The organism is Streptomyces sp. NPDC100445 (assembly GCF_044759735.1).
GTDB lineage: Bacteria > Actinomycetota > Actinomycetes > Streptomycetales > Streptomycetaceae > Streptomyces.
In genome coordinates this window covers 94667-111754 of the sequence record NZ_JBIVZV010000003.1, presented here as the reverse complement: position 1 = coordinate 111754, position 17088 = coordinate 94667, and the positions used below count along the sequence as shown (strand labels likewise).

Here is a 17088-nt window from a genome sequence, read left to right as displayed (position 1 = left end):
GAAGGCAGTTACTGACGTTGTAGTCGTGGTGTCGTCGGTGTGAGCCCTGTTCCGGTGAGGCATCCGTCGATGATGTCGCTGCGGTATTGGATCTGGCGGAGGCCGTGTCGGAGCCGGCGTATGAGGTGGCTCGGGTCGGTGAAGGCCGTCGGGTCGGTGAAGGCCGTGTTGGCCTGGGTGGTTCGGCGGAGGACCGACCAGATCCCTTCCACGGGGTTGAGGTCGGGCGCGTAAGACGGCAGGTGGTAGGCGGTGAGCCAGTCCTGCGCGTCGATGAAGGCCCGCATTCGGCGGTCTTTGTGGGCGTTCAAGTTGTCCCAGATGAGGACGATGGGTGCGTCGAGCTGCTGGTGGGCGGCGATGAGGAGGTCGCGGTATTCGGTCCACGCGAAGCTCTTGCGGCCTCCGCTCTTGTGATCTGTATGTTGTCTGGGCCGGTAGACGAGGCGGGAGCGCTCGCCGGGTTTGTAGCAGCACAGGGCGGCGATGGAGAAGCGACGCTGGGAACGGCCGCGGACCCGGATGACCGGTGTGGTGCCGCGTTGGCTCCAGGTGCGTGAGGTAGGCGGCGTCATCGAGAATCCCGCTTCGTCCTCGAAGACGATCCAGGCCCCGGCGCCGCCGCGGTGTTTCCACGTGCGGCCACACCTCCTTCACCCAGCCGGCCACCGCGGCTTCGTCGCGCTCGAGGGCACGACGGGCCGGAACCTGATGACTCCAGCCATGGCGCCGCAGCATCTGCGAGATCCCCGACAAAGTCATCGACTTGTGAAACCGCCGGCCGATCAGCGTCTTGATCCTGGCCAGTGTCCATCTCTGGTCCGGCCAGCCATGCGCGACCGGCCCCTTGGACAGCTCCTCCTCAAGGACGGCGAACAGTGCGTCGCTCAGCTTCGGCTTGGACGCTGGGCCGCGAGACCGAACCCCGTCCCGGCCAGCCGCCTTCCATGCCTGCCGCCACCGCTGGACCGACCGGACGCTGACCCGTAATTCCTTCGCGATGTCCGTGCTGCCCCGCCCCTCGGCGAACATCACCGCTGCTTCCATCCGGACCCGCTCGCGGAACGCTTGCCTCTCCGCGGTCAGACCCCCACCCTGCGGATACCTCATACACCCGGCATACCGCGACGATCACCGATCGTCAGCCCCCACGACAACCCGCCTTCAAGCTCAGTAGCCACGATGGTGGGTGCACCGGAAGGCACCCGAGGGGGATGATCGGCGCGAACTCACGCCTCGATCCGGCCGTGATCCTCCGCGGGGCTCGGAGAGGGTTCGACGGTGTGCGGGGCCCCCTCACTCCTGCGTCGACGGCGCACTCTCCGAGTCAGCCGACCGCCGCCAGCCACGAGTCCCGTGGCGAGGAGAGACCCGATCGTCTCGCTGAGCGCACCCTGGCCGATGGCGTCCCAAGGCAACGTGGACACCCACATGGCTACCGTCCTTCCGATCTACAACGCGTCTCGATTCAGCGTGCGTTGGCGCAGGACGACGCGGACGCGCGCGGACGCCAGGCGGTATCGTCGGACGGAATCGGACGGGTTGGGGGCCATGCCGAGGTTGAAGCGACCCTCCTTGCCCGAGGGACCTGGCAAGGAACTGAACGACGCGCTCCACGACCTGCACTTTCGGGCTGGGCTACCGTCCGTGCGTGCGCTCGTCCATCGGGTCGACCCCAAGGTGGCCGGCAGGAGTCGGGTCCACGACGCCTTTTCCAGCGAGCGAGTGCCGACGTGGGGGCTGGTCGAGCTTCTGGTGGAGGCCCTTGCGGAGTGGACGCCGGGTGCGGATCAGGCACGCGAGGTGCAGCGCTTGCATCAGCTGTGGCTGGCGGCGTCGGGGCACACGGCCCTCAAGCAGCCGGCGCCACCGATGCCTCCGAAGGCGGATGAGGCACCCCTGCCCCCACCAACACCGGTGCCGACTGGCACACGGACGCTACTGCCAGTAGCCCCGTCGGACCCACGCCCCGTCCTGGTCATGCGCGTTGAGTGGGAAGCACCCGCCAGCCTTGATGTCGACACCCGCCGAAAGCTCCGGGATATCGTCGGCACAGCTCTCGACGATATTGGCTGGCCCATCAAGGGGAGCATCGGAGGGACGGCAGCGCGGGATCCGTCATCACCCTTCGTCCAGAGCACGAGCACCCGAGTGTGACCGCCGCAACCTTTCTGGCGACTCTGGACGACGAGCAGCGTAGGAATCGAAGATTGAAACTCTCGTATTCTGCGGTGCTCAGGTTCATGGCGTACCTCGATCGCGGCGCCCTGGTGCCGAAACAGGCCACGGACATATTGAATCGTCTCTGGATGCACTCCGAGATCGAGTTCCTGTGGAGACTGCAAAAGGCCCCCGGAGGCTGGAGACCCCAGGGAGACGAGGGCCCTTGGCGATGGAAGGAGACCGACCCGCGCCAACTAGTTACTGCCGTGCTCTTCGGACTTCCTGCACCCGGCCACTTCGTCGGCAAGCGGGCCGCAGTCAGCGAATACGTGCACATCGATTACGCTGCGTTCGACCTCAGTGAAAGCACCCAAGACGATGCATGGGTTCGGGTTTCAATGGAGGATCCGTGGGATAATCCATTCTGAGGTTTCTCGCCCTGCTTCACTGTCAAGCTAGCGGCGCGTGCGTTAGTTGCTGAATACAGGCGAGTGGCCCCGGCAGGATTCAAATGACTCGGTCCCAGCTGCTGCCTGCGCTCTCGCCGCAGAGATCAGAACTTTGTGGGCAGGGGGCGTCCATGTGGGTCGCATAGAACACGTGGCTCTTGCCGGGGATCTTTGTGAGCTGAGTATTCGCTGCTCAGAGACGGAGAGCGCGTGCGGCTGGTGTTCGTTTGTTGGTCGTCCTTGGCCATCATCGAGCGCTCTCGGACGGACCAGACACGGCCCAGCTTTGCCACGCGCGACTGACGGCCGGCACTCTCGATGTGCGCCGCCTGAACCTCAGCCGAAGACAGTCAGCCACGACGGCGGGTGCGCTGACCGACCACGCACGCGTATGCCTCGCTGCACTCCCCGCCAGCCTTAGCCATGCTGCCGTCGATAAGACCAAGCCTCGACGACCGGGGCAGTCGAACCCTCAGCCTGGGAAGCTGGGTGATTTAAGGACTCACTGTGGGACTGACCTGGGAAGATTGGCTATCGACGCCTACGGGCGGGGTCATTGGTTCCCCGTTGCTCCCAGTGGTTCCCTGGGTAATCTCTGGCACGCGTCTGGCACGACCTCTTCGTCTCGACCTGTCGGCTGGAGACTCGGTGTGCGGAGGCCGTTTACGGTCCGATTGCCGTCACGGCGGGTTGGTGCAGACGACGAAGTGAAATTCGCTACAACTTCTACCACCATGCGTCAGGTGGGTGGCCGTCTGCTGTTAAGCCATACCGGAGGACCCCCTTCCACTGAGGCTGGTCTTTGTCTACTCGAGCCAGCTCCCACAACGCCCAGGTCATACCGCCGTCGGCAGCCAGGCGAGCCAGACGCTCTGCTGAAGCGAGATCACCAGCGTTAGCACGCATGATCGCCAGATTGGCTAGCCCATCCATGAGTCCGGCGGCTGCGGCCTTGTGTGCATATTCCTCTGCCTCCGTCTGATTTCCGGCGTCTTCACGCATCTCAGCAAGTACTACGAGCGCCATCCGGTCACCATCGGCAGCGAACTCCTCGAATTCACTTTCGGCGGTCGCCTTACTGCCCGCACGTTGCTGAATATCGGCAAGGCTACGAAGCTGGAATTGCTGAACGCCCCCGGCTGCCTGGAGCTGCAATCGCTCCGCTTCTCCTTGATCGCCGAATGTTCTAGCGATCTCAGCCAAGGCGCGGCGGGCTTCAGTGAGTCCATAGCCGGACAGGCCGCCATCCATGGCTTGACGGTATAGCCGTTCTGCTCTACTGGAGTCTCGGGCCCTTTTGTGAATGTGTCCCAAGGCGAGCAATGCTTCTGGATGACCTAGATCGGCGGCTTGGCGATAAAGAGGCTCGGCTCCGTTTGAGTCACCGTCCTCCATCCGAGCTGCGGCTAGGATGACGAGCGCGCTGCCGTCTCCAATTTCGGCAGCCTGGTATGCAAGGGTCTCGGCGCGGCTCTCGTTCCCGACTTGATGTGTCATTTCTGTTAGTGAGGCCAGTACGCCAGGTCTTTCCGTGATCCGCAGATAGAGGCTTGTTGCGTGGAATATCCGCCCTCTCGTGCGGGCGGCGTCGGCCAGTGCATGAAGGTCGGCGGCGTTTGTAAGCAAATGGGCGGCACTCCAGAACGACTCCGGTGGGGCGTTAAAGCGACGGATGTTTCGGCCGTGGTGGAACAGGTAGTCAGCGAGCTGAACCACACCGGGGCGAGCGCCCATGCCAGTTGGGTGCGGCGCAGGGGAAAAGGCTGATGTCACGTATTTGATAGGGGTACGAGCATAAGCAAGAGCATGTGTTTCCCAGTCGTGGGGTGCAGTGGCACGCTGGGTATCGGTGAGATAGCCAGGAACCGCGGCAGTGAGGAAGTCCAGTGGCAATGGCGCCGTGACGCCGAGCCGCTGGGCGTCCATGGCGGCAGTGATGAGAGCTTTTCCGTATGGGCCGAAGGGGCCAGTGGGATGCTCGTAATGGTCGACCAAGTCCGGTCCGGCAGCCAGAGTTTGGGTGACCAAGCCCGTAGCCTTGCTCGTGTGGTGCGCTGTAGCCAACGATCGGTCAAGATGGATCTTCTGCTCCAGCGCTGTCAGGTCAATGTCGCTGAAGTGGCCCGGTACATTGTGGACCGTTGCCTGATCCAATAGAGCCCGGACCTGTGCTCTTTCTCGAACTTGGCTGGTTGAAAATTCCTGGTAGTACTCCGGCCACAGTGTCGCAATAACAATACGGGGACCATTGGTCTCCAGCAGGCGGCGCAGCGCAGCGGCGCACGCCTCCCCGGCAGGACCATCCAGATAGTTCTGCGCTTCGTTGAGCCACAGTACGGTCTGCGGCTGGACAACATCAGCGGCCAGGGACGCGAGCAAACTGTCTGCATCTTTGGGAAACAGCAGTTGCCAATCTGACAGGCAGGCCTGCACAGCTTCAAAAGCAGTACGGGTCTTGCCCGTGCATGATCCTCCGCGTAGAACTTCGAACTCGGTGAGGGCGTCATGTGTAACGGTCTCGATGCGGGCACGGAGCCCTTCGTCGTGATGCCGTCGCAGGTACGTTGGCAGCACAAACGTCCCTAAGTTGTTGTGTTGGTCACCAGGGATGGCCGCATGGACCCCAAGCTGCGCCGCTGTCCATTCTGGCACTGGGCGGGCCTTCTCTACGTTGGCGTTCGGCAGAGGTGGCACGCCCCCCATGGTGTGGACGTAGATATGCTGATCTCCAGCTACCTGAGTGATTTGCGCGTTCCCCGAGGCTTTTGCCTGCTGACGTACCCGGTCGGGGCCATTGTGCTCCACCCGTCTCCCATCCCTCAACCGCGCGCCGGTTTCGCTGACTCGCCTATTTCTGTCTTACGATCGATTGCCGCCGATCTGATCGATGTCACCAGAACCCCGCGCCTTCTGGCGAATGTCTTCCAGCAGGGGCTGGGCTGACACTGCGGCCCCCTGGTTGCCTGCAGTCTGTTTGATGGTCCCGCGCCCACGTGCTGACTGCCGAACTCGGCGGGTGGGCACACTGCCGACGGTGGTGGCTTGTGCGGCCCACCAACTGAGAGCAGCGAGAACACCGGCCGCGAACACGCCCCCGACAGGCCCGATCACGTCCCACGGATCGTCGCTACCATCCGACAACACCGCCCACGGCACTGCCACCACGAGAAACGCCACGACTGAACCCGCCACCGCAACCAGCCATCGCACCGCAGCCTGCATGCTCGCCTCCGGGCTGTCCGGCCTACTCGGTTCAAACAGCCCATGCTGGCACGCAGAGACCGGCACAGACCTGAAAAAGCCGGATTCCGGACCGTCCGTTCACAGGCAGGGTGGCACCGCGGGCCGCGGAGCCGACCGCCCCAGCCCTGACGCATCTCTTCTCTGGCGTTAGGTGACTGATTGCTCTGAGCGCGGCGCGGGCGCCGGCCGGGCTGGAGCGGGGCGGAGACAGGAGCGCAGGCCCGGCCGGGGGCCGGGCCGCGTGCGGGGAGCAGAGCGAGCCGCCTTGAACCAGTAGAGAAAGTTTGAATCATGCTCGGGCTGCCAGTGATCGACATGGCTCGTGCGTCCGGCTGTTGCTGCTCCGTGGTGTAGAACCCTGGACATGGGGAGTAAGCGGCGGGAGCGGATGAGGGCGCTTGGTGTGCGTCTTCGGGAGCTTCGGACAGAGGCCGGCCTAACGGGTGCCGTGCTGGCGCAGCGGGCCGGTGTGGGGCAGCCGACCGTGTCGAAGATCGAGACCGGGCGGATGGTTCCGAGCCTGGACGTGCTCGACCGGCTCTCGCACGCCCTCGACCTGGATGAGTCGGCCGTCCGTGAGGTGCGGGACCTCCTGGCGGCCGTGGTGGCTGCGGCGAACTCCGCGGAATCGGCCGCCCTTGCGACCCCGGCCGGTCTCACAGTTGACGAAGAGGTTCGGTCCGCTCTGCTGGTGCGCTCGTTTCAGTGCGTTGTTCTCCCCGCCCTGCTCCAGAGCGCGGAGTACGCCCGGCACGTCTTCGAGAGTGCGCCCCATGCGGTCCCCGAAGCGGTCGGTCGGGCTGTCGCTGCTCGGGTGGAGCGGCAGAGCGTGCTGTACGAGCCCGGGCGGGAGTCGGTGTTCGTGCTGACGGAAGCCGTGCTACGTACCTGGCCGGGGGCTCCGACGCTCATGCTCGCCCAGTTCGACCGGCTGCTGGCCGTGGAGAGCCTGAGCACGGTCCGGCTCGGCGTCATCCCCTGGCGCCGGCCGGTGCCGGTGCTGCCTCGTCACGGGTTCACCTTGTGCGACCAGCGGGCGGTCGTTGTGGAGACCTTCGACACCGAGCGCGTCACGGACGACGACGCTGACCTGGCCGCGTACGAGGAACAGTTCGAGCGGTTCGAGGGAGCCGCGGTCTTCGGTGCTGAGGTCCGGGAGCTGCTGCTGCAGTTGATGGAGGAGTACCGGGCGCTGGGGGACAGCCTCACTCCTTAGAGGAATAATTCCTCACAATGCCTGGTCTGGTTGCCATGAATGGGAATACTCTGCCGCTGGCAGCGTCTAGCCCCCTAGACGACCTGTGACTTGAGGAGCCCTCCCATGCCTGCCCAGTGGAGCCGTGTCTTTCCCGGTCTGCCAGAAGAGGTGGCCCATGCTCGTCACTTCGTTGCCTCACTGTTGGCCGACCGCGGTCCCGTCGAGGATGCCGCCCTGGTCGTGAGTGAGCTGGCGACCAACGCCGTACGACACACCCTGAGCGGATCGGCCGGGGGCCGCTTCTTCGTGGTCGTCTGCGCAGGTGACGACCTGGTGCGCATCGAGGTGGTCGACCAGGGCGGCGACCGCGTGCCCCACCTGTGTCACGCCACCGGCCGCGAAGAGGGGGGCCATGGCCTGCGGTTGATCGCAGCCTTCGCGAAGAACTGGGGCTACACGATCAGGCCTGACGGGCGCTCCGTGTGGGCCGAGTTGGTGCGGGCGAGTGCGTGAGCGCGTCGGACTCGATACGGCTGCGCTGCCGCTTGGCCGGCGGTGACGGATGAGTCCTCGGGGTGTACCGCGTCGGCGGGCGGGGTTCTTCGTGATCGGCGTTCGTACGGGACGGCGGCTCCCGCCCTTATCGTCTAGGGCCCTAGACTCCTGGTTACTGCTAGGAGGTGAGGTCATGTCGGACGAGCTGCAACGGATCATGGCGATGAGTGATCCGTACTTGCTCCTGCGCGAGGTCACGACCCGATTGGCCGATGCCCAGCAGGAGGTGACCGAGCTGGCCCGCCTCCGTCGGCGTGTGGTGCAGGACCTACATGCACAGGGGCTGTCGTACGCGCAGATCGCCGCGAAGGCCGGCCTCAGTCGGGGGCGGATTCACCAGATCCGGCATACCGGTCCGGCCCCCGAGGGTGCGTTCCTCGGCCGGGGTGCCGTCACCGTGGCGACTCCGCTGCGGCGTGATGACGAGCGCGGGCGGACGGTCGTCGCGGTGGACGACGTCAGCTCCGGTAAGCGGTTGGAGGACCTGGCGCGGTCGTATGGGCTCGACGTGACCTCGGAGCACGTACCGGTGAGTGGTGAGATCGACCTGAACCGTGACGGCCTGATCGTCGTCTGCGGCCCGCGTATGTCCCAGGAAATGTGGGACACCTACGGGCAGGATCCGGTACTGCGCTGGGAGCGCGCGGAGGACGGGCCCTGGACCGTGGTGGACCGGCGCTCCGGCACTGTGTACCGGTCGGGACAGGACAGCGAACCGGTGCGCCCGTACGACGTGGGCTATCTCGGACGGCTGCCTCGTCCGGACGGCTCGGGCTCGCTGCTCGCCATCGCCGGTATCCACACGCAAGGCTCCCTCGGTGTCGTGCAGTTGCTCGCGAACGATCTGAACGCCCTCTGGGGCCAGGTGGGGGACCGTCGCTTCTCCACCCTGGTGGGTGTTGAGTACGACCCGGAGACCAGCGAGCCGCAGTCCGTAGAATTGCTCTGCCCCCTGTACCGGCACGACGAGGAGACGCCGGCGTGAGGGTTGCCCTCGCCACGCTGCCCGCCGACTCCGACCGTGAGAACGAGGACTTCGCCGCCGCCGCTCCCGGGGCGGCCGTACTCCTCGACGGCGCCGGCGTCGGTGGCGCCGAAACCGGGTGCACGCACGGCGTCGCCTGGTTCTCCGGGACACTGGGCGGCCTGCTGCTGCGCAGCATCTCCGCGCACCCCGCCCAGTCACTCGCCGACTGCCTGGCCGACGCGATCCGCCTCGTCCGCTCCTTGCACGAAGACAGTTGCGACCTCGCGTATCGGGCCAGCCCCACCAGCACGGTCGTCACTGCGCGGTTCAACGGGGAAGCACTGGAGTACCTGGTCCTCGGGGACTCCTCACTGCTCCTGGCCAACAAGAACGGGTCCGCCTCTGTCGTCACCGACCGGCGCCTGGACGAGGTCGGCAAGCGGCTGCGCGGGCCCGTGGACGCCCTGCCCACCGGTTCGCCCGAGCACTCCGCCGCGCTGGCCGGATACCGGGACGCACTGACCGGGCTCCGTAACCGGCTGGGTGGCTTCTGGATCGCTGGCCCTGATCCGCGGGCGGCCGAACACGCCCTAACGGGCACTGTGCCGCTGGACTCGCTGGCGTCCGTGACGCTGCTGAGTGATGGGGCGACGCGACTCATCGACCGTTTCGAACTCGCCGACTGGCAAGAGGCGTTGGGCGTGCTCGGCTCGGCCGGGCCGGGTGAACTGATCCGCCAGGTACGTGAGGCCGAGGCCGGCGACCCGGACGGCCGGCGCTGGCCCCGTGGCAAGGCCCGTGACGACGCGACGGCCCTTCACTGGGTGCTGCGGTAGCGCGTTCACACGCTCAGGGACACGCTCGTATACCCCCCTAGACAGTTGATGGGTCGTCGGTTACCTTTGTCGTCAACCCCCCTAGACAGATCGGGCGGGCCCCTCCTGTGCTGTCTAGGGGGGTACGCAGTTCAGTGAGGCGCCGAACAGTATCGGTGCCGACAACCCAGTGAGGTATAGACAATGCGAGTGATCCCCGTGGACACATCGGCCGCCACGCTCCTCGTCACAAAGCTGCCTGAGGTGAAGGTGCGTGACCGGCAGACCGGTGAGGTCGCCGTCGACCCGGTGACCAACCAGCGGCTCATGACGCTGGAGCTGGTGTTCATCGCGGCGGGCGGGTCGGACATGATCAAGGTGACCATTCCCGAGCAGGGCATCGGTGAGGGCCTGGTCATGGGGGCGCCGGTCATCCTGTCGGGTCTGATGGCCCGGCCGTGGGAGAGCGAGTTCGGCGGGCGTGCCCGGCACGGCATCGCCTACCGGGCCGACGCCGTCATGGTGAACGCTCCGGCCGCGGTGCAGGGCTGACCGCCATGACCGACACCGTGCGAGTGCTGTTACCGCTTCTGCTGGTCCTGGTCGCGCTGCTGGTGGTCCGCCGCCGTATGCCGGTGGTGTTCTGGTGGCTGGTCGGGTATCCGGTCGTCGCGCTGCGGGTGCTCGCCTCGTACCGGTCGACGATGGACGCCTGCGGCCTGACGGTCCCGGCCTCGGCAGTACGACAGGCCACGGCCCGGATGATGGGGCGGCAGGCGGCGCCCGTACCGCCTCGCCGGTCATTCCCGCGGCCGACCGGGTCGGGGCTCGTGATGCGGCTGCGTATGGCGGTCGGGCAAGCGCCCGAGGACTTCACCGCCTCGGCTGACCGGCTGCGGCATGCCTGGGGCGTTCAAGCCGTGCACGTCCGCCCCACCAAGCCGGGTCGGCTCGAACTGCGCCTGGTCGGCTGGGATGTACTCGCCGAGGTGCGTCCCGCCCGGCGACGGCTCGTATCCGGGGCGCTCCGCCTGCCGCTGGCGCTACGGGAGGACGGTGAATGGCACGTACGGGACTTCCGTACCGTGCCGCATGAACTGATCCTCGGCGCCACGCAGTCCGGCAAGTCCGTCTATCTGCGCAACCTGCTGTGCGGCCTGGCCCGGCAACGGGTGGTGCTTGTCGGCATCGACTGCAAATGGGGCGTCGAACTCGCTCCCTTCGCGCCCCGGTTGTCCGCGTTGGCTGACAACCCCGACCGGGCGAACGAACTCCTCGACGCGCTGCTGGAGGAGATGGAGGCACGGTTCCGCCTGATCGGGCTCGGCGGCGGGGCCGGTGCGGACGCCGTACTCACCTCGGACGTGTGGGGACTGCCGGAAGCGGTGCGGCCGGTGCCGGTCGTGATCGTCGTGGACGAGGTCGCGGAACTGTTCCTCGCCGCCGGCAAGGAAGACGAGAAACGTCGCGACTCCATGGTCACCAAGCTCATCCGCCTAGCCCAGCTCGGCCGTGCGGCCGGCCTCTACCTGGAGGTGTGCGGGCAGCGCTTCGGCTCTGAACTCGGCAAGGGCGCCACCATGTTGCGCGCCCAGTTGACCGGCCGTGTCTGCCACCGCGTCAACGACGAGGCGTCGGCGAACATGGCGCTGGCCGACATCTCCCCGGAAGCCACGTTGGCTGCCACTGCCATCCCGGCGGAACGCCCTGGCGTCGCGGTTGTCGGTGACTCCTCGGGCGGCTGGTCCCGCGTCCGCTCGCCACACCTCACCCTCGAAGGCGCGGCCGCTGTCTGCCGCGACACCTCGGCCCTGGTGCCGGAACTGCCCCGGCTCGATGCCTTCCGTCCCGTCGTCGCCGTGGAGTCCGCCGGGCCGGCGCCCACGGCCGGTGCCGCCGTCGTGCCGACCACTCGACCGGTGGCCGAGTAACCGCGCTCTCTCCCTCCAACGGTCGGCGTGACCGTCTCGCGCCACGTCCCTACCCCCTCCATGCCTGCAACAGGAAGGAACCGGAGCCGATGCGTGCGCACCTGGCCCGCGTGGATGCCGTGATCGTTCAGGCCGTCATCGCGGGTGCCCTGTCCTTCTCGCACCTGCACGACCTCGCCTCGGCGGCTGGGCAGGGCGGCTGGAAGGCATGGGCCTACCCGGTGAGCGTCGACCTGCTGCTGGTTGCCGCCTGGCGCCGAATGCGCCAACCGCAGGGAGCGGGACAGGCGGCCGGGAAACCGCGGTTGTGGTTCGTCGTTGCCCTGGCCGCATCCCTCGGCGCCAACATCGCCACTGCCGGACTCCTCGACCTGCACCACGTCCCCGCCCCGCTCCGCGTCGTGGTCGCCGGCTGGCCCGCCGTCGCCTTCTTCGGTGGCACGCTCCTGGCCCACGCACCACACGACCCGGCGGTGACGGCCTCCTCCATGCCGGACACGAGCACGGAACCGCGCCCCGCCTCGGCGACGGACGACGAGGTCGACCGGGACGCGCCACGGCCAACGCTCACCGATCCCGTTCCCGCGCCCGAACTCACTACCACGGCGGAGCCGGACGACACCCCTGCCCTGACTCCGGCGCCCGTGGCCGCCGTCCCGCTGCCACCCGCCCTGATCGACCGTGTCCGGGCTCTGGCCGACGAGCACCGCTCGGCCACAGGCCGCCCCGCCGACCCCGATGCCCTAAGGGCTCGGCTCGGCCTGCCCCCGTCCATGACCGCATCCGTCGCCGCTCACCTCTGAGAGGAACACCATGCACCGGCGCTTCCGCAACGTCCGCCGCATCGGACCCGTCAACGTCGCCTCCTACCTCGACCGCGGCAAGAACCGCCACCTGGCCGCCTGCACCGCACCCCGCTGCGACTTCTCCGCCGAGTACGACAGCCGCGCCGCCGCCGAACTCGCCGCCCGTACCCACCGCTGCTCGGCCTGACAGGAGACCACGCATGAACGTCCCGCTCTGGCTCGCCCTGCTCTGCATCGGGGTCCTGGGCGTCAAGCTCATCCACCCGCCCTGGTGGCTCATCGCCGTTCTGCTGCTGGGCGGTTACCTCCTCGCCGACAGCCTCCTGGCCCCCGTCATCGACTCCGTCGTCAAGTAACTCGGAAGGAGCCCCGCCGATGTTCCAGCCGAAGATTCCGACCATGCCGCAGCCAACTGGCCTGGTCGTCCCGCCCACCGTCATCCAGCCGACCGCCGTCGCCCCGGCGCCAGTCCGGCAGCCGGCCTTCACCGTCCCCGCGACTGCGGAACCGTCCCGCCCGGCCGTCCAGCTCACCCCTAAGACCGGGCTCGCTCTCGTCGGCGGCGGCACCGCTGTCGTCCTGGTGGTCGGCGTGGTCCTCGTCTCCCTGCTCCTTACCGTGGCCGTTACGGCTGTCTCCGTCGCCGTGTGCGCCGTCGTCATGCGCTCCGTCCTCCTCGCCCGCCGCTAATCCGCCTGCTCCGACGCGCGTCTGGCCTGCCCGTGCCGTCTAGCCCCCTCGACAACAACGACATCAGGCCGGGCGCGCTCGTCCCCAACACCCCCACCGACCCGCACCGGTAAGGAGGACACCGCACATGCACGCCCCGGCTCCGACTGGAGCCATCCGCCACCTGGCCGCGCTCGCCCGGTACGGCGACCTGGGCGCCTACGCCCGGCAGGTCCAGCGTCTCGGCGGCTGCGAGCGGCCCGTACGGATGGAGGGCCACCGGCTCGATGTCCACGCCACCACGGGGGAGATCGTCCGTGAGGTCATCGACCGCGATCTTCCCGCCGGACAGCTCCTCATCCGCTGCAACAACCGCCGGGCCACCCGGTGCGCCGCCTGCGCGGAGGTGTACCGCAAGGACACCTTCCACCTCGTCACGGCCGGGCTGAGCGGTGGCAAGGGCATCGGCCCGGCTGTCGCCCAGCACCCCCGCGTGTTCGCCACCTTCACCGCCCCGTCCTTCGGCCCCGTCCACAACCGCCCCACCGGTGGCCGGTGCCGCTGCGGACGATCCCACCCCGACGACGATCCCGCCCTCGGCACACCGCTCGACCCCGACCGCTACGACTACCGCGCCGCAGTCCTGTGGAACGCACACGCCGGGGCGCTGTGGGGCCGCTTCACCACCTACCTGCGCCAACAGCTCGCCTCCCGCGCGGGTGTGGGCCGTTCCGCACTGCGTCACCGCCTCAAGGTCTCGTATGCCAAGGTTGCCGAGTACCAGCGGCGTGGCGCCGTCCACTTCCACGCCGTCGTCCGCCTCGACGGCCCGGACGGTGCCGAGGACACCCCACCGGCCTGGGCCACCACCGAACTGCTCACCGACGCGATCCGCTCGGCGGCCCGGCTCGCTGAGGCGCCCGGTCCGGTCCTCGACGGCCACGCGTACGCCTTCCGCTTCGGCACGCAGCTCGACATCCGCCCCATCCGCTCTGCCGACTTCACGGGCACCTCGGAGCTGTCCAGCCGCGCCGTGGCCGCGTACATCGCCAAGTACGCCACCAAGGGTGCCGAGACCGCCGGCACCCTGGACCGTCCCATCCGCAACCCGATCACCGACCCGATCGGCTCCGGCGTCACCGACCACGCCCGGCGGATGATCCTCACCTGCTGGCACCTCGGCGCGCTGCCTGAACTCGAAGACCTGCGCCTGCGCAAGTGGGCCCACATGGACAGGGCCCCGCTGCGTTCAAGTTGCCCAATGGAGAGCTCCGAGTGTGGCGGAGTGACTTCACCGCTTGGCTGCGACAGATGGAGGCGGCGGCGTGAAGTCTCTCGACGTGAAGGTGTGGGGCGTCCGGAAGAGGAACACCAAGAAGTCGTCGTATGACGTCCGGTGGATCGTCGCCGGGAACGTGTTCTCTGACCAGTTCCGTACCAAAGGGTTGGCGGATCACTATCGGTCCAAGTTGCTTCGCGCCATTCATGCCGGCGAAGAGTTCGACACGGTGACGGGGCTGCCCGAGTCGATGGCCGAGAAGGCGGCCTCGATGACCTGGTACGCCTTCGCTCTCAAGTACCTCGCCATGAAGTGGCCGCACGCGGCGCCGAACACACGCAACGGGATCAATGAGGCCCTGACCGCCGTGACGGTAGCCCTTCTCGACGAGCGTCCGGGGCAGCCGTCCGAGGAACTGATCAGGAAGGCGCTTCGTAACTGGGCCTTCATCCTTCCCGGACCGGACGAGCGCGAATTGCCGCCCAGTATCGCGAACACCTTGCACTGGGTGGCCAAGGCATCGCGTCCACTCTCGGATCTCGGTGACGCCGCGATCGGCAGGGCCGTCCTGGATTCGCTCAAGCTGAAGCTCGACGGGACGGCGGCAGCCGCGGAGACCGTCCGGCGCAAGCGTCGGACGCTCGTCAATGCGCTGCACTATGCAGTGGATCTCGGGGAGTTCAAAGAGAACCCGATCACGGGCATTCGCTGGAAGAAACCGAAGGTGGCCGGGGAAGTCGATCCCCGGGTGGTCGCCAATCCCGCACAGGCCCGTTCCCTGCTGACTGCGGTCTCGTATGTCGGTGGGTACGGCCGGGCGCGTGGTCGCCGCCTCGTCGGCCTGTTCGCCTGCATGTACTACGGTGCCTTGCGTCCGGCTGAGGCCGTCGGCCTCACCGATGCGGACCTGAAGCTGCCCGAGGTCGGCTGGGGAACGGTCCTGCTGAACCGGACGCGTCCGAGCGTCGGAAAGCAGTGGACGGACTCCGGCGAGACCCATGACGACCGGGGCCTGAAGAATCGGCCGGCGGAAGAGGTCCGGCTCGTACCGGTCCCGCCCCAGCTCGTCGCCATCCTCCGGCAGCACCTCGACAGCTTCGGCACCGCCGAGGACGGACGGCTGTTCACCAACGAGCGCGGGGGAGTGGTCGGCTCGTCCACGTACTACCGCGTCTGGCAGGAGGCCCGTGCGCTGGCGCTCCCGCCGGCCGCGGTCGCCTCGCCGCTTGCCGCCCGACCGTATGACCTCCGGCACTCGGCGCTGTCGACCTGGCTCAACTCCGGGGTGGACCCGACCGAGGTCGCCGAGCGCGCGGGCAATAGCGTCGAGGTCTTGCTGGGCCGTTACGCCAAGTGCATCGACGGGCGGCAGGAAATCGCCAACCGCAAGATTGAGGACCTCTTGCGCGAGTACGAGTGATCACGTAGGCACGCCAAAGCCCTCCGCTTGTACGAGCGGGGGGTTTTGTCGTGTATCAGCCGCATGCTGGCGGCCAGTAGGTGCTGGATGCACCTGCCGCGTCGTTGCTGGTCTCAGGAATGAGCGGACACCTCAGATGTCCCGTCCAATTCGCTTCTACGCATATGTCGTCGGGCTGTCGACTCTCACGGTATGGGGCCTAAAGAAGAGGAGCCGCGCCGACTGCACAGCGGTCGCTCCCGCTGTCCGCGCTGCGGCCTACCACAGGACCGGGTGGCGACGCTTGAGCAGGATTGGGTGTTGCTGGAGCCGGACATGTCTCCGCTGGCCCATACGGTGCCGGCGGAGCATCGGTGGATCGAGCTGTCAGATGGGCGAGTGGCCGTCTATGGCGTGGGTCCGCCGGATCCATACCAGCGGTGCCGTATCGAGCATCGATTGGCTTGCTCGGCACAGCCGCTACCGGATCTCTGGCCGTGGTTGACGGCGCTCCGCGGTGAGAACGCGCGACGAGTAGAGCGGCAGGATGCCCCGGAGCCGCTGGAGCTCCCTGAGCAGTGGCCGGATGCCGGGTGACGGCTTCCTCACCCAAAGTGGGGGCTGACCTGGGTAGACGCTCCAAGATTCTGTCCACGAATAGTCCACAGACCTCGGCATACGCCCGCTTCGGGCCGTATACGCCTGCACAAACGCGAAGACCCCGGCCTCAGCGTTTCCGCTGGTGACGGGGTCTTTGGGCACCTCATGTTGGGTGCCCCCGGCAGGATTCGAACCTGCGCACACGGCTCCGGAGGCCGTTGCTCTATCCCCTGAGCTACGGGGGCGTGTCTTGCGTTGAGCTGCTTGCTCGCGGCGACGGGTAGAACACTAGCAGGTCCGCGGGGGTGATCGAGAACCCGTTGTCGCGGGCGTCCCCGGTAGGGGGTGGAAGTGGGGAAAACCCGGACGCGGTGGCCGGTGCCGACCTACTCTCGACGTGTGTCAGGCGCTCCCGGTCGGGTGCTTGTTGTGGACGACAACAAGGTCATCCGGCAGCTGATCAGGGTCAATCTCGAGCTGGAAGGGCTCGAGGTCGTGACCGCGGCCGACGGTGTCGAGTGCCTGGACGTGGTGCATCAGGTCCAGCCCGATGTCGTGACGCTCGACGTCGTCATGCCCCGGCTGGACGGGCTGCGCACCGCCGCCCGGCTCCGTGCCGATCCCCGTACGCGCCATCTACCCCTCGCCATCATCAGCGCGTGCACCCAGTTCGAGGTCGAGACCGGCCTCGACGTCGGTGTGGACGCCTTCCTCGCCAAGCCCTTCGAGCCGGCCGAGCTGGTACGGCTCGTCAAAGACCTCATCGAGCGCCGCACGGGGCACGAGGGGCACGGGGGTGAGGCCCACGGGGGCGGGGGAGACGGGGGCGGCGACCAGGGCGGCGGCAACGGCGGGGGCGGTGGCCGTGGGTCGGGGGACGGTGACTGCCGTGACGGCGGTGGTGCCGGGGCTCGGGACGGCGGGGCTCCCGGTTCGCACGGGGTGTCCGGGGACGGTGGTCAATCCAGGCCTGGCTGCGGAGGATCCGGTATCGGTGACGGCCCGGACGGTGAT

At 67.4% G+C, this 17088-nt stretch carries 17 protein-coding genes, 1 tRNA gene and 2 pseudogenes; 15 read left to right on the top strand and 5 right to left on the bottom strand.

Annotation, left to right across the window (positions count from 1 at the left end; translation table 11 throughout):
* Nucleotides 1-8: 8 nt before the first annotated feature.
* Both ACIQVT_RS09520 and ACIQVT_RS09515 read right to left on the bottom strand, forming a co-directional pair.
* Nucleotides 9-575 carry a transposase gene (locus tag ACIQVT_RS09520; RefSeq protein ID WP_403750915.1) on the bottom strand — a complete coding sequence of 189 codons (567 nt, stop codon included), beginning with the start codon at nucleotides 573-575 and terminating at the stop codon, nucleotides 9-11.
* A pseudogene (locus tag ACIQVT_RS09515) lies at nucleotides 572-1110 on the bottom strand (winged helix-turn-helix domain-containing protein). Before ACIQVT_RS09515 ends, ACIQVT_RS09520 begins: the two are co-directional and overlap by 4 nt.
* Before the next feature lie 1043 nt (nucleotides 1111-2153).
* On the opposite strand from ACIQVT_RS09515, the gene ACIQVT_RS09510 reads away from it, so the two are divergent.
* Complete coding sequence (locus ACIQVT_RS09510) at nucleotides 2154-2591, top strand: hypothetical protein (RefSeq protein WP_403750019.1); 438 nt, start codon at nucleotides 2154-2156, stop codon at nucleotides 2589-2591.
* A gap of 747 nt (nucleotides 2592-3338) precedes the next feature.
* Here the strand turns inward: ACIQVT_RS09510 and ACIQVT_RS09505 are convergent.
* Complete coding sequence (locus ACIQVT_RS09505) at nucleotides 3339-5417, bottom strand: hypothetical protein (RefSeq protein ID WP_403750016.1); 2079 nt, start codon at nucleotides 5415-5417, stop codon at nucleotides 3339-3341.
* A 54-nt stretch (nucleotides 5418-5471) separates the two neighbouring features.
* On the bottom strand, nucleotides 5472-5834 hold the full coding sequence (locus ACIQVT_RS09500) for a hypothetical protein (protein WP_403750013.1): 363 nt from the start codon (nucleotides 5832-5834) through the stop codon (nucleotides 5472-5474).
* 385 nt (nucleotides 5835-6219) lie between these two features.
* Between ACIQVT_RS09500 and ACIQVT_RS09495 the strand changes: the two genes are divergently transcribed.
* The 13 genes from ACIQVT_RS09495 to ACIQVT_RS09435 all read left to right on the top strand — a co-directional run bounded on the left by ACIQVT_RS09495 (nucleotide 6220) and on the right by ACIQVT_RS09435 (nucleotide 16071).
* Nucleotides 6220-7071: a helix-turn-helix domain-containing protein gene (locus ACIQVT_RS09495; protein ID WP_403750010.1), complete on the top strand. Its 852-nt coding sequence runs from the start codon at nucleotides 6220-6222 to the stop codon at nucleotides 7069-7071.
* Between the two features lie 105 nt (nucleotides 7072-7176).
* Nucleotides 7177-7566, top strand: a complete 390-nt coding sequence (locus ACIQVT_RS09490; protein ID WP_403750008.1) for an ATP-binding protein — start codon at nucleotides 7177-7179, stop codon at nucleotides 7564-7566.
* Nucleotides 7567-7741: 175 nt separating this feature from the next.
* A complete protein-coding gene (locus ACIQVT_RS09485) occupies nucleotides 7742-8593 on the top strand; it encodes a sigma-70 family RNA polymerase sigma factor (protein WP_403750006.1) in 852 nt (283 codons plus the stop codon).
* A complete protein-coding gene (locus tag ACIQVT_RS09480) occupies nucleotides 8590-9411 on the top strand; it encodes an integrase (protein ID WP_403750003.1) in 822 nt (273 codons plus the stop codon). The genes ACIQVT_RS09485 and ACIQVT_RS09480 overlap by 4 nt, the downstream gene beginning before the upstream one ends.
* 183 nt (nucleotides 9412-9594) lie before the next feature.
* Nucleotides 9595-9942, top strand: a complete 348-nt coding sequence (locus ACIQVT_RS09475; RefSeq protein ID WP_403750001.1) for a hypothetical protein — start codon at nucleotides 9595-9597, stop codon at nucleotides 9940-9942.
* Between the two features lie 5 nt (nucleotides 9943-9947).
* Entirely contained in the window at nucleotides 9948-11321 is a 1374-nt protein-coding gene (locus tag ACIQVT_RS09470) for an FtsK/SpoIIIE domain-containing protein (protein WP_403749997.1), read from the top strand.
* An 89-nt stretch (nucleotides 11322-11410) separates the two neighbouring features.
* On the top strand, nucleotides 11411-12124 hold the full coding sequence (locus ACIQVT_RS09465; protein ID WP_403749995.1) for a DUF2637 domain-containing protein: 714 nt from the start codon (nucleotides 11411-11413) through the stop codon (nucleotides 12122-12124).
* Between the two features lie 10 nt (nucleotides 12125-12134).
* Nucleotides 12135-12314, top strand: a complete 180-nt coding sequence (locus ACIQVT_RS09460; RefSeq protein WP_073889547.1) for a mobile element transfer protein — start codon at nucleotides 12135-12137, stop codon at nucleotides 12312-12314.
* 13 nt (nucleotides 12315-12327) lie between these two features.
* A complete protein-coding gene (locus ACIQVT_RS09455; protein ID WP_403749992.1) occupies nucleotides 12328-12483 on the top strand; it encodes a hypothetical protein in 156 nt (51 codons plus the stop codon).
* Between the two features lie 19 nt (nucleotides 12484-12502).
* Nucleotides 12503-12817, top strand: coding sequence for a SpdD-like protein (locus tag ACIQVT_RS09450; RefSeq protein WP_403749990.1), 315 nt, complete (start codon nucleotides 12503-12505; stop codon nucleotides 12815-12817).
* A gap of 127 nt (nucleotides 12818-12944) precedes the next feature.
* Nucleotides 12945-14186: a replication initiator gene (locus ACIQVT_RS09445; RefSeq protein ID WP_403749987.1), complete on the top strand. Its 1242-nt coding sequence runs from the start codon at nucleotides 12945-12947 to the stop codon at nucleotides 14184-14186.
* Nucleotides 14122-15495 carry a tyrosine-type recombinase/integrase gene (locus ACIQVT_RS09440; RefSeq protein ID WP_403749984.1) on the top strand — a complete coding sequence of 458 codons (1374 nt, stop codon included), beginning with the start codon at nucleotides 14122-14124 and terminating at the stop codon, nucleotides 15493-15495. The genes ACIQVT_RS09445 and ACIQVT_RS09440 overlap by 65 nt, the downstream gene beginning before the upstream one ends.
* Before the next feature lie 192 nt (nucleotides 15496-15687).
* Nucleotides 15688-16071 carry a DUF6083 domain-containing protein gene (locus tag ACIQVT_RS09435; protein WP_403749980.1) on the top strand — a complete coding sequence of 128 codons (384 nt, stop codon included), beginning with the start codon at nucleotides 15688-15690 and terminating at the stop codon, nucleotides 16069-16071.
* Between the two features lie 176 nt (nucleotides 16072-16247).
* Here ACIQVT_RS09435 and ACIQVT_RS09430 read toward each other — a convergent pair.
* A tRNA-Arg gene (locus tag ACIQVT_RS09430) sits at nucleotides 16248-16319 on the bottom strand.
* A 106-nt stretch (nucleotides 16320-16425) separates the two neighbouring features.
* Between ACIQVT_RS09430 and ACIQVT_RS09425 the strand changes: the two are divergent.
* Nucleotides 16426-16929 (top strand): annotated as a pseudogene (locus ACIQVT_RS09425) (response regulator); the annotation flags it as partial.
* Between the last annotated feature and the right edge of the window lie 159 nt (nucleotides 16930-17088).

Excerpts from the sequence above, each read along its gene's own strand:
- ACIQVT_RS09520 (WP_403750915.1), bottom strand. The coding sequence starts at position 575 with ATGACGCCGCCTACCTCACGCACCTGGAGCCAACGCGGCACCACACCG.
- ACIQVT_RS09500 (WP_403750013.1), bottom strand. The coding sequence starts at position 5,834 with ATGCAGGCTGCGGTGCGATGGCTGGTTGCGGTGGCGGGTTCAGTCGTG.
- ACIQVT_RS09495 (WP_403750010.1), top strand. The coding sequence starts at position 6,220 with ATGGGGAGTAAGCGGCGGGAGCGGATGAGGGCGCTTGGTGTGCGTCTT.
- ACIQVT_RS09490 (WP_403750008.1), top strand. The coding sequence starts at position 7,177 with ATGCCTGCCCAGTGGAGCCGTGTCTTTCCCGGTCTGCCAGAAGAGGTG.
- ACIQVT_RS09485 (WP_403750006.1), top strand. The coding sequence starts at position 7,742 with ATGTCGGACGAGCTGCAACGGATCATGGCGATGAGTGATCCGTACTTG.
- ACIQVT_RS09475 (WP_403750001.1), top strand. The coding sequence starts at position 9,595 with ATGCGAGTGATCCCCGTGGACACATCGGCCGCCACGCTCCTCGTCACA.
- ACIQVT_RS09470 (WP_403749997.1), top strand. The coding sequence starts at position 9,948 with ATGACCGACACCGTGCGAGTGCTGTTACCGCTTCTGCTGGTCCTGGTC.
- ACIQVT_RS09465 (WP_403749995.1), top strand. The coding sequence starts at position 11,411 with ATGCGTGCGCACCTGGCCCGCGTGGATGCCGTGATCGTTCAGGCCGTC.
- ACIQVT_RS09460 (WP_073889547.1), top strand. The coding sequence starts at position 12,135 with ATGCACCGGCGCTTCCGCAACGTCCGCCGCATCGGACCCGTCAACGTC.
- ACIQVT_RS09455 (WP_403749992.1), top strand. The coding sequence starts at position 12,328 with ATGAACGTCCCGCTCTGGCTCGCCCTGCTCTGCATCGGGGTCCTGGGC.
- ACIQVT_RS09450 (WP_403749990.1), top strand. The coding sequence starts at position 12,503 with ATGTTCCAGCCGAAGATTCCGACCATGCCGCAGCCAACTGGCCTGGTC.
- ACIQVT_RS09445 (WP_403749987.1), top strand. The coding sequence starts at position 12,945 with ATGCACGCCCCGGCTCCGACTGGAGCCATCCGCCACCTGGCCGCGCTC.
- ACIQVT_RS09435 (WP_403749980.1), top strand. The coding sequence starts at position 15,688 with ATGGGGCCTAAAGAAGAGGAGCCGCGCCGACTGCACAGCGGTCGCTCC.